Source organism: Psychrobacter immobilis (assembly GCF_904846065.1).
GTDB classification, from domain to species: domain Bacteria; phylum Pseudomonadota; class Gammaproteobacteria; order Pseudomonadales; family Moraxellaceae; genus Psychrobacter; species Psychrobacter immobilis_H.
In genome coordinates this window covers 2,841,287-2,860,155 of record NZ_CAJGZV010000001.1, presented here as the reverse complement: position 1 = coordinate 2,860,155, position 18,869 = coordinate 2,841,287, and the positions used below count along the sequence as shown (strand labels likewise).

General features: G+C 43.0%; 10 protein-coding genes. 9 read left to right on the top strand and 1 reads right to left on the bottom strand.

Annotated features, from left to right (window positions below; genetic code table 11):
• The first annotated feature begins 13 nt into the window (after nucleotides 1-13).
• The 4 genes from rplL (at nucleotide 14) to JMW64_RS11845 (ending at nucleotide 10,405) form a co-directional block, all read left to right on the top strand.
• Nucleotides 14-385, top strand: coding sequence for a 50S ribosomal protein L7/L12 (rplL, locus tag JMW64_RS11860; protein WP_011514491.1), 372 nt, complete (start codon nucleotides 14-16; stop codon nucleotides 383-385).
• 791 nt (nucleotides 386-1,176) lie between these two features.
• Nucleotides 1,177-5,295: a DNA-directed RNA polymerase subunit beta gene (gene rpoB / locus JMW64_RS11855; RefSeq protein WP_087814768.1), complete on the top strand. Its 4,119-nt coding sequence runs from the start codon at nucleotides 1,177-1,179 to the stop codon at nucleotides 5,293-5,295.
• Nucleotides 5,296-5,483: 188 nt separating this feature from the next.
• Nucleotides 5,484-9,716, top strand: a complete 4,233-nt coding sequence (rpoC, locus tag JMW64_RS11850) for a DNA-directed RNA polymerase subunit beta' (protein WP_055124834.1) — start codon at nucleotides 5,484-5,486, stop codon at nucleotides 9,714-9,716.
• A gap of 167 nt (nucleotides 9,717-9,883) precedes the next feature.
• The gene (locus JMW64_RS11845) at nucleotides 9,884-10,405 is read left to right on the top strand and encodes a DUF6586 family protein (RefSeq protein WP_201554838.1); all 522 of its coding nucleotides are present in this window, start codon (nucleotides 9,884-9,886) and stop codon (nucleotides 10,403-10,405) included.
• Between the two features lie 185 nt (nucleotides 10,406-10,590).
• Here JMW64_RS11845 and JMW64_RS11840 read toward each other — a convergent pair whose 3' ends face one another.
• The gene (locus tag JMW64_RS11840) at nucleotides 10,591-13,248 is read right to left on the bottom strand and encodes a penicillin-binding protein 1A (RefSeq protein WP_201554836.1); all 2,658 of its coding nucleotides are present in this window, start codon (nucleotides 13,246-13,248) and stop codon (nucleotides 10,591-10,593) included.
• 193 nt (nucleotides 13,249-13,441) lie between these two features.
• Between JMW64_RS11840 and JMW64_RS11835 the strand changes: the two genes are divergently transcribed.
• From JMW64_RS11835 to pilQ, 5 genes are read left to right on the top strand one after another with little or no spacing between them, the layout of a single operon-like run.
• On the top strand, nucleotides 13,442-14,497 hold the full coding sequence (locus JMW64_RS11835; RefSeq protein WP_201554834.1) for a pilus assembly protein PilM: 1,056 nt from the start codon (nucleotides 13,442-13,444) through the stop codon (nucleotides 14,495-14,497).
• Nucleotides 14,497-15,159 carry a PilN domain-containing protein gene (locus tag JMW64_RS11830; RefSeq protein ID WP_045443917.1) on the top strand — a complete coding sequence of 221 codons (663 nt, stop codon included), beginning with the start codon at nucleotides 14,497-14,499 and terminating at the stop codon, nucleotides 15,157-15,159. The genes JMW64_RS11835 and JMW64_RS11830 overlap by 1 nt, the downstream gene beginning before the upstream one ends.
• The gene (locus JMW64_RS11825) at nucleotides 15,156-15,890 is read left to right on the top strand and encodes a type IV pilus inner membrane component PilO (RefSeq protein WP_045453405.1); all 735 of its coding nucleotides are present in this window, start codon (nucleotides 15,156-15,158) and stop codon (nucleotides 15,888-15,890) included. Before JMW64_RS11830 ends, JMW64_RS11825 begins: the two co-directional genes overlap by 4 nt.
• The gene (locus JMW64_RS11820) at nucleotides 15,890-16,423 is read left to right on the top strand and encodes a pilus assembly protein PilP (protein WP_055124829.1); all 534 of its coding nucleotides are present in this window, start codon (nucleotides 15,890-15,892) and stop codon (nucleotides 16,421-16,423) included. The genes JMW64_RS11825 and JMW64_RS11820 overlap by 1 nt, the downstream gene beginning before the upstream one ends.
• Before the next feature lie 27 nt (nucleotides 16,424-16,450).
• Entirely contained in the window at nucleotides 16,451-18,790 is a 2,340-nt protein-coding gene (gene pilQ, locus JMW64_RS11815; RefSeq protein WP_193009078.1) for a type IV pilus secretin PilQ, read from the top strand.
• Nucleotides 18,791-18,869 lie beyond the last annotated feature (79 nt).

Below are 18,869 nucleotides of genomic sequence, written 5' to 3'. Positions count from 1 at the left end.
ACGGAGAGTTCTCATGGCACTATCTAAAGATGACGTGTTAAACGCAATCGCTGAAATGTCAGTAATGGATATCGTTGAATTAATCAGCGCTATGGAAGAAAAATTCGGCGTAACAGCTGCTGTTGCTGCTGCACCTGCTGCTGCTGGTCCTGCTGCTGCTGCTGCTGAAGAAAAAGACGAGTTTGACGTAGTTCTTGCCAGCTTTGGCGAGAAGAAAGTTGGCGTAATTAAAGCCGTACGTGAAGCTACTGGTCTTGGCTTGAAAGAAGCGAAAGATTTGGTTGAAAGCGCTCCAGCTCCAATCAAAGAAGGCGTTAACAAAGCTGAAGCTGAAGAGTTGAAAAAGAAACTTGAAGAAGCTGGTGCAACTGTTGAACTAAAATAAGCCTCGCTTATCTTAGTGTTGTACAAAAAAAGCTGGTAATGCCTTGCATTGCCAGCTTTTTTTTACTATAATTCGTAGCTTGACCTTTTGTGTCTGCCAACAGTCGTATGCAACATCACGGTGGATACCCATCAAAAGGACAGACGATATACATGCAAGCACACATGCCAGTTTTTGAAATCAGTTAATTTAAGCTAAACGTCCATAGATGTTTGGCACTTTTTTGTGTCTGCATGCTTTCCCATTAACACTATAGTTTATACTGATTCTAAAAGTTATAGTTACCCCGATTATTATTAATTCTGAAAAGCTATTAAGTTTAGGTTGTCCGTTTCGCAGGGTATTACTGTCAGTAGTTAGGCTTATAGACGGTACATATCAGCGACGATATTAGTTTTGATAGAATTGTTGGTTTTGAAAGAGCCGGTTTTTTGAAAGAAAAATGACTAAATACAATCAGTTTTGATAGCAGATAACTTAGAAATACCCTTGAACGAGTCATTTTTTCTTACCTCTATGAGTAAGTTTTGCCTAAAAAGTAATATGTTTTAGATGATGTGATATTGAATTTGGTTGTCTGAGTGGTCATATATACTGACTTAGATACCGATCATAAAATGAAAGTAAGGGTGCTAAGTAAGCACTGATAGCAGAAGTAGTAATTGACAAAAGATATCAACTGAACACGATTACCTGTTTTATATTATCGTTTACGTCGCCAAGTTTGCATCGTATTTATGCACGCTGGCCACGCTTTTAATTTGTTTCCACGTTTACTGTAAGGACTCTCGATGGCATATTCTTATACTGAAAAAAAGCGTATTCGCAAAAGTTTTGCTGAATTGCCCACTGTGATGGACATTCCCTATTTACTGTCTATTCAAGTAGATTCTTACGAGCAATTTTTGCAAGAGCACAAAAAGCCAAAAGCTCGTGAGAATACTGGTTTGCAAGCTGCGTATTCCTCTATTTTCCCAATTGAGAGTCACTCTGGTAATGCAGAGCTACAATTCGTTGAATATTATTTAGGCACGCCTGAATTCGATGAGCGTGAGTGTATCTTGCGTGGCTCAACATTTGCTGCGCCGATGCGCGTCAAAATCCGTTTGATCATCAAAGACAAAGACAGCAAAGATAAAGACAGCAAAGCGGCTATCAAAGATATCCGTGAGCAAAGCGTTTACATGGGCGAGATGCCTTTGATGACGGCTAACGGTACTTTTATCATCAATGGTACTGAGCGTGTTATCGTATCTCAGCTACATCGTTCACCTGGTGTGTTCTTTGATCATGATAAAGGTAAGTCGCATTCAAGTGGTAAAGTGCTTTATAACGCACGTATTATCCCTTACCGTGGTTCATGGTTAGATTTTGAATTTGATGCCAAAGACTTAGTTTTTGCTCGTATTGACCGTCGTCGTAAGCTATTGGCTTCAATTATTTTACGTGCGCTTGGTCTAACAACGTCTGAAATCTTAGATTTGTTCTTTGATAAAGTAGCCGTTTATAAAGGTGAAGAGCAGTTCGAGATTGATCTAGTTGCTGATCGCTTGCGCGGTGAGATGGCTCAGTTCGACATCGTATCACCAGAAGGTGATGTCATCGTAGAGCAGGGCAAGCGTATTAATGCACGCCGTATTCGTCAGCTTGAAGAAGCAGGTATGACGAAGATTGCGATACCTGATGAGTATCTCTATGAGCGCATTTTAGCTGAAGATATCGTGGTAAATGACGAAGTTATCGCTAAAGCGAATACTCTAATTGACCATGAATTATTGGTTAAATTAAGTGCATTTGAAGCCAGCGAGTCTATCAAAGAGTTCAGCATTCTATTCACCAATGATATCGATCAAGGCAGTTATATTGCCGACACTTTGCGTGCTGATAGTACGTCAAGCCGTGAAGAAGCATTGATTGAAATCTATAAAGTCATGCGTCCAGGTGAGCCACCAACGGTTGAGACCGCTGAAAAACTATTTGACAGTATGTTCTTCAACGCTGATCGTTATGACTTATCGAACGTCGGTCGTATGAAGTTTAACCGTCGTTTAGGGTTAGAGTTTGATAATACTGATGATCCAGACATCCAACGCGCTCGTAGCGTATTGACCAATGCCGATATCGTTAATGTCCTAAAAGAATTGATTGAGATTCGTAACGGTCGCGGTGAAGTCGATGATATCGATCACTTAGGTAACCGTCGTATTCGCTCAGTGGGTGAAATGGCAGAAAACCAATTCCGTGTTGGTCTAGTACGTGTTGAGCGTGCAGTCAAAGAGCGTTTAAGCTCAGCGGAATCTGATAACTTGTCACCACAAGATTTGATTAACTCAAAACCTGTTGCTGCTGCCGTCAAAGAATTCTTTGGTTCAAGCCAGTTATCGCAGTTTATGGATCAGAACAATCCATTGTCTGAAGTTACCCATAAACGCCGTGTATCTGCACTAGGACCCGGTGGTCTGACTCGTGAACGTGCAGGCTTTGAAGTACGTGACGTTCATGACACCCATTATGGCCGTGTATGCCCGATTGAGACTCCTGAAGGTCCAAACATTGGTTTGATTAACTCATTAGCGACTTTTGCAAAGACCAACAGCTTTGGCTTCTTAGAAACGCCATATCGCCGTGTGGTTGATGGTAAAGTAACTGATGTCATTGAGTATCTATCAGCGATTGAAGAAGTAGGTACGGTCATTGCACAGGCTGATTCACCAGTAACCGCAGAAGGCGCGTTATCTGATGAAATGGTCAGTGTACGTAGCTATGGTGAATTTGTCCGTATGCCACCGGAAAAAGTGACGCATATGGATGTGTCGCCAAGTCAGGTTGTATCGGTAGCTGCTGGTCTAATTCCATTCCTAGAGCATGATGATGCTAACCGAGCGCTTATGGGCTCGAACATGCAGCGTCAGGCAGTTCCTACGCTACGTGCTGATAAGCCGTTAGTAGGTACGGGCATGGAGCGTCACGTTGCGCGTGACTCAGGTGTTTGTGTGATCGCTAAGCGTGGCGGTGTGATCGAAGACGTTGATGCATCACGTGTTGTGGTTCGTGTCAATGAAGATGAGATGATTGCTGGTGAAGCTGGTATTGATATCTATAACCTTGTTAAATACACGCGTTCTAACCAAAATACTTGTATCAACCAACGTATTATCGTCAACCAAGGTGATGCTATTGCTGTAGGTGATATCTTAGCTGATGGTCCGTCAACGGATCTTGGTGAGTTGGCATTGGGTCAGAACATTCGCATCGCATTTATGCCGTGGAATGGTTACAACTTCGAAGATTCAATATTGCTGTCTGAAAAAGTGGTGAAAGAAGATCGTTTCACCACGATTCATATTCAAGAATTAACTTGTGTAGCACGTGATACCAAGCTAGGTACTGAAGAAATTACTGCCGATATTCCAAACGTTGGTGAAGCAGCTCTATCAAGTCTTGATGAAGCAGGTATCGTTTATATCGGTGCTGAAGTCGACGCTGGTGATATCTTAGTTGGTAAAGTGACGCCAAAAGGTGAAACACAACTAACGCCAGAAGAGAAACTCTTGCGGGCTATCTTTGGTGAAAAAGCGGCTGATGTTAAAGACACGTCGCTACGTGTACCAACATCAAGTAAAGGCACGGTTATTGACGTTCAAGTCTTTACTCGTGACGGCGTTGAAAAAGATGCACGTGCAAGAGCAATTGAAAAATCACAGCTTGATAGCTATCGTAAAGATTTAAAAGAAGAGCTACGTATCTTTGAAGAAGCGGCTCGTGGTCGTATTGGTAATCTTTTAGATGGTCAAAAAGTCAGCGGTGGTTCTGGTCTAAAAGCCGGTACAGTGATGGCATTGGCTGATATGAAAGATATGAGCCTTGAGACATTACTTGATATCCAACCAGTTGAAGAAGAAATCTCTGAGCGTCTAACGCAAATCGCTGAGTATTTGGTTGATAAGCAAAAAGACATCGATGTGAAGTTTGCTGAGAAAAAACGCAAATTAACCGCTGGTGATGACTTACAGCATGGCGTACAAAAAATCGTTAAAGTATATCTAGCGGTTAAGCGTCGTATTCAGCCTGGTGATAAGATGGCGGGTCGTCATGGTAACAAAGGTGTGGTATCGCGCATTATGCCAGTTGAAGATATGCCTTATGATGAAAATGGTAATACCGTTGACATCGTCTTGAACCCACTTGGTGTACCATCTCGTATGAACATCGGTCAGGTTCTAGAAACGCATTTGGGTATGGCAGCGAAAGGCTTGGGTGAGAAGATCGATGGTATGCTCAAATCGCAAGCAGCGATCAAAGATTTACGTGACTTCTTAGACAAAATCTATAACCAAGTCGGCGGTGAGCAAGTTGATCTTGATAGCTTGAGTGATGATGACATCATGGCGCTAGCAGATAACTTGCGCGCTGGTGTACCAATGGGCACAGCAGTATTTGACGGCGCAAGAGAAAGCCAAGTTAAGGATCTGTTAGAGCTTGCTGGTATGGATCGCGATGGTCAACAGACGTTGTATGATGGTCGTACTGGTCAGAAGTTTGACCGTAAAGTAACCGTTGGTTATATGTACATGCTCAAACTTAACCATTTGGTTGATGACAAAATGCATGCGCGTTCAACCGGTTCTTACTCATTAGTGACGCAGCAGCCACTCGGCGGTAAAGCTCAGTTTGGTGGTCAGCGCTTCGGTGAGATGGAAGTCTGGGCGCTAGAAGCTTACGGCGCGACTTATACGCTGCAAGAAATGCTGACTGTGAAGTCGGATGACGTTGAAGGCCGTACGCGTATGTACAAAAACATCGTTGATGGTGAGCAGTATATGGATCCAGGTATGCCTGAATCGTTTAACGTACTGACCAAAGAAATCAAATCATTGGGTATTAATATTGAGTTAAAACAAACCCATTAAGCACGGCTGACTGAAGCTACCTTTAACATAGCTTCAGTTAATTATTATCCTTAGTGGTCAACCTAAAAGCAGTATGCGCATCGCTGCTGCTTTTAGTGATTTGTCTCAACCCTATTCATTGCCTTCATTCATCTTATTTGCGTCAATAATACGCTATCAGATGATTATAAAGATAACGGAGAAGCAACTTGAAAGATTTACTCGATATCATGCAAAGCCCTACCGGCAACGGTAATCAAGAGTTTGATAGCATTCAAATTACTTTAGCCTCACCTGACGTCATTAAGTCATGGTCACATGGCGAAGTGAAAAAGCCTGAAACTATTAACTATCGTACGTTTAAGCCTGAGCGTGATGGTCTATTTTGTGCCAAAATATTTGGTCCAGTAAAAGACTTTGAATGTTTATGTGGTAAATATAAACGCCGTAAGTTCCAAGGCGTTATCTGTGAAAAATGTGGCGTAGAAGTGACGACTGCGAAAGTACGTCGTGATCGTATGGGTCATATCGACTTAGCCAGCCCAGTGGCGCACATTTGGTTCTTAAAGTCATTACCAAGCCGCATCGGTCTATTGCTAGACATGACGCTTCGTGATATCGAACGCGTCCTATATTTTGAAAGCTATATTGTTACTGAGCCAGGTTTGACTTCTCTAGAGAAGTATCAACTGCTTGATGATGAAGATTATTATAAAGCGCTTGAAGAGTTTGGCGATGAATTCACTGCCAAAATGGGTGCTGAAGCGGTTCAAGACCTATTGAAAGATATCGATTTGGATCTTGAAATCGATGATTTGCGCGAAGCGATTCCGCAAACTGGTTCTGAAACCAAGCTTAAAAAGATGTCTAAGCGTCTTAAATTATTAGAAGCCTTCCGTGACTCTAATAACAAGCCTGAGTGGATGGTGATGAACATCTTGCCAGTACTACCACCAGATTTGCGTCCGCTAGTACCACTAGAAGGTGGTCGTTTTGCGACTTCAGATCTAAACGATCTATATCGCCGCGTGATCAACCGTAATAACCGTCTAAAGCGTCTGCTTGAGCTGAGCGCCCCTGATATCATCGTACGTAACGAAAAGCGTATGTTGCAAGAATCAGTGGATGCCTTGCTGGATAATGGTCGTCGCGGTCGTGCGATCACTGGTAGTAACAAGCGTCCATTGAAGTCTTTGGCAGATATGATCAAAGGTAAGCAAGGTCGTTTCCGTCAAAACTTACTTGGTAAGCGTGTTGACTATTCTGGTCGTTCGGTGATCGTTGTTGGTCCAACGCTACGTCTACATCAGTGTGGTTTACCAAAGAAAATGGCACTTGAATTATTCAAACCATTTACTTATAACAAATTATTGTCTCATGGTTTAGCGACCACGATTAAAGCTGCCAAAAAGATGGTAGAGCGTGAAGAGCCGCAAGTGTGGGATATGCTGGCCATGGTTATCCGTGAGCATCCAGTGCTTCTTAACCGTGCACCAACGCTTCACCGTTTGGGCTTGCAAGCATTTGAGCCAGTACTAATCGAAGGTAAAGCAATCCAATTGCATCCGCTCGTTTGTACCGCGTTTAACGCCGATTTTGATGGTGACCAAATGGCCGTTCACGTGCCATTGACGCTAGAAGCACAGCTTGAATCACGTGCGCTAATGATGTCTACCAATAACATCTTGTCGCCTGCGAACGGTGATCCAATCATCGTACCGTCACAGGATGTTGTACTGGGTCTATATTACATCAGTCGCTCGTCTATCAATGCCAAAGGCGAGGGCATGATTTTTGCCACCGTTAATGAAGCATTGCGTGCGATTGGTTCAAACGATTTGCATGTAAACGCTAAGATCAAAGTGCGTGTCACCGAGACGCATATCGATGAAGACGGCAATGAGACTAAAGAAATCAGCTTAAAAGAAACGGTTGCAGGTCGTTTATTGATCTGGAACATCATGCCTAAAGGTATGTCTTTTGATGAATGTAACCAAGAGATGACGAAGAAAAACATCTCTCGTTTGATCAACTCTTGCTACCGTAAAGTTGGCGTTAAAGAAAGTGTCATGTTTGCTGACCAATTGATGTATCTTGGTTTTGCCCAAGCGACATTGTCTGGTGTGTCTATCGGTATTGATGACATGGTTATTCCACCACTGAAAAAGCAAATCATCGAAGTGGCAGAAGGTGAAGTTCGCGAAATCGAAGATCAATTCGAGCAAGGTTTTGTGACCGCTGGTGAGCGCTATAACAAAGTAGTCGATATCTGGTCACGTACCAATGACAAAGTCGCTAAAGCGATGATGGACAATTTGGCCACTGATAAAATCATGAATGCCAAAGGTGAAGAAGAAGAGCAGAAGTCATTCAACTCTATCTTTATCATGTCAGACTCTGGTGCTCGTGGTAGTGCGGCTCAGATTCGTCAGTTGGCTGGTATGCGTGGTTTGATGGCTAAGCCAGATGGTTCAATCATCGAAACGCCAATTAAAGCAAACTTCCGTGAAGGCTTGACCGTACTTCAGTACTTTATTTCAACGCATGGTGCACGTAAAGGTCTTGCGGATACGGCACTGAAAACGGCTAACTCAGGTTACTTGACGCGTCGTTTGGTTGATGTGGCACAAGATTTGGTTATTACCAGTGATGACTGTGGTACTGAGCAAGGCTTGCTCATGAAACCACATATTCAAGGTGGTGAAATCATTGAGAAGTTAGGTGAGCTAGTACTAGGTCGTGTTACGGCTCGTGATGTGACTTATAACGATGATGCCGATAAGGTATTGATTCCAGCAGGTACTTTGATCGACGAGCATTGGGTAAACGTGCTTGATAACAATGCGATTGATGATATCTGGGTACGCTCAGTTATTACTTGTAATGTCGAGCATGGTGTTTGTTCACAGTGTTACGGTCGTGATTTGGCTCGTGGTCATAAAGTGAATATCGGCGAATCAGTCGGTGTTATGGCTGCACAGTCTATCGGTGAACCAGGTACTCAGTTAACGATGCGTACATTCCACGTGGGCGGGGCAGCAAGCTCAGCATCAGTGGATAACAGCATCTCAGTTCGTAGTGCTGGTCAAGCGCATTTCGAAAACATGAAAACGGTTCAACATACCGATGGTCACTTAGTCATCGTATCGCGTTCAGCTGAAATCGCCTTGACCGATGAGCTTGGTCGTGAGCGTGAACGTTATAAAGTGCCTTATGGTTCTAGCGTGCTTGTGAAACACGAAGATCAGGTTGATGCTGGTCAAACCATCGCTAAATGGGATCCGCACACGCATCCTATTATCACAGAATTTGCTGGTACTGCACGCTTCAGTGAGATTACGGATGGCTTAACTGCTACCGTAAAAGTTGATGATGCGACGGGTATGAGCTCATTTGAGATTCTTGCTACTCGTGACCGTTCAAGTTCAGCAAAAGACTTACGTCCTGCGATTATCTTGAACACTGATGAAGGTAAAGAAGTGGTTTACTTCTTACCAGCTGAAACCATCATTCGCGTCAGCGATGGTGAAAAAGTAGCAGCCGGTTCGATTTTGGGTCGTGTACCACAAGCCTCTTCAGGTACTAAAGATATTACCGGTGGTCTACCACGTGTTGCTGACTTGTTCGAAGCACGTCGTCCGAAAGATCATGCCATCATGGCAGAAATGACAGGTGTGGTTAGCTTTGGTAAAGAGACCAAAGGTAAAAACCGCTTCATTATCACCAATGAAGATGGTGAGATTCATGAAGAGCTAATCCCGAAATGGCGTCAAATCAACGTCTTTGAAAACGAAACGGTAGCACGTGGTGAAGTGATCGCTGATGGTCCACAGAATCCACATGATATCTTACGTTTGAAAGGTCAGACTGCACTTGCTGATTACATCGTTAACGAAGTACAGGATGTTTATCGCTTGCAGGGTGTAAAAATCAACGATAAGCACATCGAAGTGATTATTCGTCAGATGTTGCGCAAAGTTGAAATTACCGATGGCGGCGATTCAAACCACTTCAAAGGCGATCAAGCAGAGTACTCTGATATCAAAGCATTGAATGCTAAGCTGGAAGCGGAAGATAAATTCCCAGTACAGTTCGAGCGTCAATTACTAGGTATCACCAAAGCAAGTCTGGCAACAGAAAGCTTTATCTCAGCAGCATCATTCCAGGAGACGACCCGTGTACTAACTGCGGCTGCCGTGACTGGTAAAGTGGATGAGCTACGTGGTCTGAAAGAAAACGTCGTTGTTGGTCGCTTGATTCCTGCTGGTACTGGTCTTGCTTATCATAAAGCACGCAAAGAGAAAGCGGAGCAAAAACTGCTAGATAAAGATCTTAAAGCAGGGTTTGACAATGCAGCATTTGATATGTCAGCGAGCACGGATAGTAAAGACTTTGCAAGCTTTGATGAAGCCTTTGCACAAGAGCTTAATCAGGATAATTAATAGTATTAAGCGTCTTTGATTTATTGTTAATGTGATAAAAAGCCAGCCTAAGTTGCTGGCTTTTTTGTGTGTGCAATAAAGTGAGAAATGCATGGTACTGTTATCTAAAAAAATAGTACACTGGAAAATATGCCCTAATTTACACTTCATATAAGGATAAGTCGCAAATGGCAGGTAAAACCCGCGTTGCCAAATATCAAGCAGATCGAACCAATCAAAAACTGTATTTCTGTCGTCTATCCTGCCAAGCAGCGGGAAGTACCGATGATAAGCAGCACTATCAAGCCCATTGTGAAACTGCTATTTTTCATCTATACGGTGCCTTTCTCGCATTTACCCAAGAGCTAGGTTATTTTTATAGTTTAAACATGAGCGCACCAACATTGTCAGATATTGAGCAAGCATTGAGCGAGCGTACCCAAGTATCGCCTGAGATTCAGCGGTTACAGCAGTTACAGCAGCAGGGTTTTTTGGCCAATATAGAGCGTGCGTATCAGCGTTGTCTGTACGCCGTGCCACCAGATACTATCGTAGATCAAACACCAAGCAATACTGCCTCGCCTGATCTTATTGTTAACGTTGTGACCTTGTCGAATCAATGGCTGCCAGATGAGACGACCATACGAGAATGGCGTCAGCAGTTTTTAGAGCTGATTGAGCAACTACGTGCTGGTATGGTTGAGTTCTAAAAATAGTTATTAAAATTTTATCTCATTTTTATCACCATTTTTAAAATGAGGACATGTCCTAGTTGACTGATGACTGTCCTTTAATAGAGTGGTATTGAGCAAAGTATTGAGTATAAAAAAGGCTTATTTAGCGAGTGCCAAATAAGCCTTTTTTTGCGTCATAAGTTTATGTTATTAATGGTTGTCTACTCTGGTATCGGTGGCATGCGCTCAACGGGTGTTACCGATAAAGGGTTTTGCGGCACACTATCATTACTACGACTGTTACTAGGTTTGGCTGCTTGAGAGCTAGTTTGTGCTTCAACAGGCTCAGCTGGTGGTGATTTACGCTGTTGAGTCTGCGTCTTAACTGGTTTTTCTGATTCGCTGCTATCCGTATCTTCATCATCGGCCAGAATACCATCATCAGTCATTTCTATAATTCTTTGCGTTTGTTTTTTCGATTTGGCGCGGTTATTGATAGATACCCATTGATGAGGCGTGTCTTTAAGTTGGGCTTTCATAAAATCCATCCAAACGGGTAGGGCTGCCACACCACCATATTCGCGACGACCCATGGTTGATGGTTGATCAAAACCCATCCACACGACAGTTGCATTGGTAGGATGAAAACCTGCAAACCAAGCGTCTTTTGCTTCATTGGTGGTACCGGTCTTGCCACCAATATCATCACGTCCTAAAGCCTTTGCTCGTACTGCCGTACCACGCTGTACGACATCACGTAAGATATCTGCCATCTCAAAAGCGACTCTGGGTTGTAAGATTCGAGGTGCTTGCTTAGCCAGTGCATATTGAACCGCTGGTGCTTTTAAGCGATCGGCCTGTGGGCTAGCATCATAAACCTTTAAATTTAGCGCTTTACCGTTTTGTTCAATGCTATCAATATTATCACTGTTTTCTAAGTTTTGTTCTTTAACCGTCACTTCATCATCGATAACACTGTCTTCATTTTCAACTGATTTCTTATAATCTTCGATGAGATTTCTATTGAGGTCTTCAAGTTTTTCATTGAAGCAGGTGGCACACGCTTGGCGTGGGTTTGCCTGAAAGAGAAGGTTATTATTATAATTATAAATTTGTTCGATAAAATACGGCTGTACACGGTGACCACCATTCGCGAACGTGGCATAGGCTGTTGCCATTTGTAACGGTGTTGCTTGTCCTGCACCTAACGCTAACGACAAAGTCGTCGGTAGCTTTTCTTTATCAAGTCCGAATTCATCTAATAGGTCGCGCGTATCAGAGATACCAATGGCTTGTAAGAGACGAATAGAGACTAAGTTACGAGATAAATACAGTCCACGGCGTAAAGTGATTTCGCCTAAAAAACGTTGATCAGAATTTTTCGGTTTCCAGTCACCCACTTGAATCGGTCGATCCGAAACAATGCTATCTGGGCGATAGCCTTTTTCTAGAGCAGCGGTATAGACAAGCGGTTTAATGGTTGAGCCTGGTTGACGCCAGCCTTGTAGAGCACGATTGAATTTACTGTGATTAAAGTCAAAGCCACCGACCAATGCCTTAACAGCGCCAGTTTCTGGATTCAAGGAGACCAGACTTCCTTGTAGTTTGGGAATTTGTCCCAGCTGCCAATTACCATTCGCGGTCGGTATCAAACGAATGATATCGTTTTTATTGACAATTTGGCGGGCGTTGTCAGGAAAGTAACCGATACGATTGGCAGAAATATACTTGCGTGCCCAGCTCATCCCAGACCAACCAACGGTCACATTTTCACCAGAGGGCATTGTCGCCTCAAAACTGCGAGCATTGACCTTGGTGACTTTGGCAGGAGTCATATTGCTATAGCGGCGGAAATTTTCTAGCGGTTCATCATTTGCTTCAGCCCCGCGCCAACCATGACGATGTTCGTAAGCCACTAAACCTGTCAGTACCGCCGCTTCCGCATCTGTTTGTGCTTTGCTATCAACGGTAAGGCGTACCCGCCATCCACTATGCATCACTTGCTCACCATAGCGATCAACTAAGGTAGAGCGTGTCATTTCTGCCAAATACGGCATATTGACGTCGAGCTTCTCTTTATAGAGGTTAATGCCTACTGGTGAGCTGATCGCTTCGTCGCGTTGTGCTTTGCTTATATAGCCTAACTCGTGCATGCGTCCAATGATCCAGTTGCGGCGAGTCAGCGCGCGACTGGGATTGGCAACAGGATTGTATTTAGAAGGGGCTTTTGGCAGGCCTGCCAACATTGCTGTTTCAGCAATAGTGAGGTTTTCTAGGGATTTACTATAGTATTTTTTGGCCGCGGCGCGGATACCATAAGCGCCTTCGCCTAGATAGATTTTGTTGACATAAAGCGTCAAGATATCATTTTTACTGAGTTCATCTTCTATTTTACGTGCTAAAAATAGCTCAACCAATTTGCGATTTAAGGTGCGCTCTGGACTTAAGAAGTAGTTTTTGGCAACCTGCATAGTAATGGTAGAGCCACCCGTTTGGCTGTCGTCATCAGTTACTACTTCTGTCATCGCGCGACCAAGACCCTTAATACTAATACCACTGTGCTGAAAAAAGGACGCATCTTCTGCTGCTAAAAAAGCATGAGTCAAATTTTCAGGAATATCTTCAAAAGTAACGGGTAAAGACAAACGGTTACCATATTGGCCAATGAGTTTGTCATCACTACTATATATCTGTAATGGCATCTCTAAATTTGCTGTTTTAATCTCTTGAATGCTAGGCAGGGTAGGCGATAAATACATCGCCATCCCGTAAAAACCAATGGGCACAGCCAGTGCTAAGATAACTGCTAATGCCAAGCAGGCGATAACAAGCCCCACCAAAAAGTGAATGAGACGGGCGGTAGCATTTTTTTTGGTCATAAGAAGACTTATCAATTAAAATTTGCAACAGATAAAACATTATACCTTGAACAAAATCAGCAGGTCATAATAAATGTGTAAGTTGACCTTAATAACCTGTTTAAATGCTTGAATCTATCTGTTAAGTAAAGTATTGTACTGAATTATTACAAATAACTATCAGATTGTACACTTAATATAAGGTATAGAGTTTGTGAGGCTATTTACTTCCAAAAGTCAGAATTTAATTGGTGTGGATATCTGTGCCACTTCAGTAAAGTTGGTTGACATACAGCGCCAACAGGGCATGTTTCATCTAAAATCTTATGGTATTGAAAGACTGCCAGAAGGTATAGTCGTCGATAAACTTCTTGTAGATACTGAAGCGGTTGGTCATATTATTGCTAACTTAGCTAAACGTTGTCATGTCGCTGGTAGTAGTGCTGCAACTGCCGTGTCAGGGTCAGCAGTAATCACTAAAATTATTGATATGGATGCTGCGCTAAGCGACGTTGAGCGTGAAGCGCAGATACGTTTAGATGCTGATCAATACATACCTTATCCATTAGAAGACGTCAACCTAGACTTTGAAGTTTTAGGGCCTTCTTTAGCAAGTGATGACATGGTGCAAGTCTTACTTGCCGCATCACGCTCGGAGAATGTTGACCAAAGAGTTGATGCCTTAACCTTTGGTGGTCTTCAAACGAAGGTCATGGATATTGAATCCCATGCGATAGAGCGTGCTTTTGGACTCATGGTAAATAACTTACCAAATGCCCCTGAGTTAGTGGCTTTGATAGATATTGGTCACAATCAAACGACTTTATATGTTGCTAAGAACGGTGAGTTTATCTATAGCCGTGAACAATTATTTGGTGGTGTTCAGTTAACAGAAGCGATACAAAACCGTTATGGACTATCTGCTGAAGAAGCGGCTGTTAGTAAGCGTGAGCGTACCTTACCAGATGACTACTATCTTGATGTGCTGACGCCTTTTATCGAAAATGCTATTCAACAAATTACTCGCTCATTGCAATTTTATTTTTCTTCAAGCCAATACAGTAGTATCGATCATGTGGTCCTTGCTGGTGGTAGTAGCTCTATTTCTGGTCTTGCTGGCATGGCACAGCAAAAACTTGGGGTGACTGTCAGTATTGCCAACCCTTTTACCAATATGACTATTGCACCAAATATCGATAATGAGCAACTGGCCATTGATGCACCAAGTTTAATGGCTGCATGCGGTCTTGCGTTAAGGAGCTTCGACTAATGGCTCGTATTAACCTATTACCTTGGCGCCAAGAAGAGCGCGAGCGTCGCAATAAAGAATTTCTCACGTTAGTAGTGGCAGTGACTTTGCTTACTTTATTGGCTGCATTTGCTTCATGGAGCTACTTTAACAACGAGCTTGATGAACAACTTGATGCAAACGCATTGATTGAAAAAGAAAATGCGCTTCTAGATACGGCTTTGACTGAAATTGATAGTCTGGAGCAGCGCCGTGAGGATATTATTTCACGTATGCAAGTCATTCAAGACTTGCAGGGTCGACGTCCTGTGCCTGTTCGTTTATGGGATGATCTTGCTAAAGCCATCCCGCCGGCACTCTATTTGAATAACCTCAAACGTGAAGGCGATGTTTTGACGCTGACAGGTCGAGCTGATAATCCAAATATTGTATCAAGTTTGATTCGTAATCTTGATGATAGTAAATGGATGGGTGATTCAGCCGTTAGTAATATCCAACAAAATATCAGTGCTTATGAATCTGCACCAGTGCTTAATAATACGGTCACCGCTGGCGAACAGCCGCGTCCTATTTATCCTGAAGACAGTTATGTACAGTTTGTGATCACGACCAAAGTACAGTCGGAAACAGCCGTTCCTGTAGAAGGTGCTGACGGTACCACTGTACCTGGAGGTGAGTTATGAAGCTTAACCGTAAAAAAAGCCTGATTAAAACCAAAAAAACAGCCCTGAAACCAAAGCAACAGTTTGATTTACAGGAGTTTCGCCGCAGTTTTGAGTCGTTAGACTCTGAAAACTACGGCAGCTGGCCATTACCTGTAAAGGTAACGGTAATAGGGCTTATCATCACGCTCATCGCAGCGTTGGCGTGGGCTTTACCGATTAGTAGTAAAATCGATGAGATCAATGCTGCTGAGAGCCAGCAACAAACGTTACTTGATAGCTATCGTGAAAAAGAATCACGCGCGCGTCATTTAAAAGCTTACCAAGAGCAAGTTGTCCAAATGGAAGCTGAGTTCAATACCTTACTCGATCAGTTACCAAAAGATACTCGTGTATCAGAGCTGGTAGAGGGCATTAACATGACGGGTGTCGGCAGCAATATACGTTTTCAAGACATTTCAGTAGAGCCTGAGATTGAAAACGAATTTTTTATTGAGCAACCTATCCGCATTGCTGCTTTGGGCGAATATCATCAGTTTGGTAGCTTTATTAGTGGTCTTGCCGCCTTACCACGAATCATTACTATGCATGATTTTGAGGTCAGCAATCCTCAGCCGACATTGGATGTTTTACCGGAGCTTAATTTGGTATTACAAACCAAAACCTATCGTTCAAAAGAAGCTGACCCTGAGGGTGATGAAACGGTTGCTGTCACTGACGCTGCAACCACTGATAATGCAGGAGGCAACTAATGAATATTCAAAAACTGCCTACGCTATTGGTTTTAAGCATGGCTGTATTGTCCATGACAGGGTGTGCGGATCGCATTGGTATGGCAGAGCAATCAATGACCGATATCCGTAATCAGCCAGCTCAGCCTATTGAACCACCGCCCAAAGCTGAGCTAGTAGAAGACTTTGTTTATAGTGCCAGCGCACAGCGCAGTCCATTCTTACCACCGAGTTTAGTCAATGTCCAAGGTCCTACCACTTCCATCGATGGTGTGCGTCCTGACATTACCAGAGTGAAAGAACCTCTTGAGCAATATGAGCTATCGCAACTGATTTTTCGTGGTGTCGTAATTTCACCTGAAGGTCAGCGATATGCGTTGGTACAACGCCCTGATGGTTCAGTCGCGAGTGTTAAAGTAGGTGATTATCTTGGACTAAATGACGGCCGTATTGTTGAAATCACGCCGACCCAGATTAACTTGATTGAAATTGTGCCAGACAGCCGCGCTGGGTTTGTTGAAAAACCCCAGTCGTTGGTTTCACCCATAAGCTAAGTCGGCAGATTTTTTGAGGAATAAATAATGACAGTACGCAATAACAAGGTAACGATGATGAGCAACCGCGTATCTTCTGCTTTTGCCATTTCAGCATTGGCAATCAGCATGGTAGCAGTGAGTAATAGTGCCCATGCCGCACAGCGCATTAACGAAGTTTCTGTGGTACAAATTGCACCAGCAGTGACGCAAATGCGTTTGGGATTTGACGGTTTACCAGTGTTACCTGCCGCCTATCAGCTTGATAACCCTAGCCGTTTGGTACTAGATTTTGAAAAAGTGCAGAATGGACTTGCTAGTCGCTTTAATGAATACAATATTGGTATGATTGATAAGGTCACGACGTTGAATAGTGACAGTACTACGCGCCTGATTGTTGAGCTAAAACAGGCAGGTAACTATACGACATCGATTGAAGGTAACGATTTACTATTGACCATTACTGATCCTAATCGTCCAGTAATGACCAATGATCCTATCCAAGACGTACTCAATGACAATAATGCGATCACGACGACAGCAGTCGTTACACCGATTGTAGAAACCAGTAGTGCATCGGCAGTCAATATAGCCAGTAAAACGGTGGTTAAAAATCAAGTGCCTGCTGATACCATGGTGGTCAGAGTTAACCCATTATTAAGCCCACAACTTGCTGCATCGCAAGTGAGTAAGCAATATAGCTATGATGGTTTGAGTGCCGTCAATTTTGCCGCAGGAAATGATAGTGGTGGCAACGTTAGCATCACACTTACCAATGAAGCCATTCCCGTTGATGTCCAACGTCAAGGCAACAAGTTAGTGGTACGCTTAACGGGTAGCACCGTGCCAAGAAATTTATTGCGCCGTTTGAATATTAATAGTGGTCTGGTTGATAGTATTGATACTAAAAACCAAGGTCAAAATGGTGTAATTACTATTAATGTTAAAGAAGATTATGAGTATCAGGCTTATCAATCAGGCAATCAGCTGAATATTAATATCAGAAAACCTGAGCTACTACGTGAGCCAACACTTGAAGAAAAAGTCTATAGCGGTGAAGCGCTATCTATGGAGTTTCAAGACGTTGAAATTCGCAGTGTCTTAGATATCCTAGCGCAGTTCACAGAAATGAATATTGTGGCTAGTGATTCAGTCGCGGGCAATATCACCTTACGCCTGATTAATGTCCCATGGGATCAAGCGCTAGATATTATTCTAAGGAGTAAAAATCTTGGTAAGCGTGAAAATGGCAATGTCATTTTGGTTGCGCCTTCCACCGAGCTTGCTGAGCAAGAAGCACGTGAGCTTGAAGCGCAGCAAGCGGTTGAGTCTTTTGCGCCATTACGCACAGAATATATTCGTCTTAGCTATGCAAAAGCGCCAGATGTTTTGACACTTATTTCTCAAGGCAGTGGCTCATCAGGTGGCAGCAATGCAAATGCTGCTGATAACAATACCTTATTGTCTAATCGTGGAACGGTAACGGTAGATGAACGTACCAATACTTTAATTATTAAAGATGTGGCTGACAGTATCGAAAATATCCATAAGTTGATTGGTAAAATTGATATTCCAGTCCGTCAGGTCATGATTGAAGCGCGTATTGTGAGTGCCACTGATAGCTTTAGTAAAGAGATTGGGGTTCGTTGGGGTATCTTGTCAAATGGTGCTGCTAATAACCGTAATTTATTGGTCGGTGGTAGTAATCAAACGTTATGGGATTTAAAAGACTTTGATGTAGAAACGACGACGGTAAATGGTCAAACGGTTTCTTATCCTTCATACGATATTACTCGTCCTGATAACTTAAACGTCGATTTAGGGGTTGCCAACCCCGCTGGTAGTATTGCCTTTGGCTTGCTTAGTATGTCAGATGTGATGCTTGATCTTGAATTGTCAGCACTGCAAGCGGATAATCGCGGTGAAGTGATTTCTACGCCGAAGATTCTGACAGCAGACAAGCAAACGGCGAAAGTCTCTTCAGGGACGCAGATTCCTTATCAAGAAGCGTCTGCCAGTGGAGCAACTACCACTAGCTTTAAAGAAGCAGCATTGAGTTTAGAGGCCACACCAAATATCACCCCAGATGGTAAAATCGGTTTGCAATTGTTAATCACTAACGGTACGCCAACCATTATTAATAATCAGGTTGCTATTGCTGAAGACTCTATTTCAACCAATGTTATTGTCGAAGATGGTCAAACGGTTGTGTTGGGTGGTGTCTTTAAGAATCGTACCAGCAATGGTGTTGATAAAGTACCGTTCTTAGGAGACCTGCCTTATATTGGTCGCGCTTTCCGTAAAGACGTGCGTAGTAATTCTAAAGAAGAGTTATTGATATTTATCACGCCAAAATTAATCAATGATGGTATTAGCCGCATAGATTAATCATTTATTGATTGGTTTTCGCTCAAAAGAAGCAAGCATCAACGCTTGCTTTTTTTATGGAAAAATTTTCATATTGATT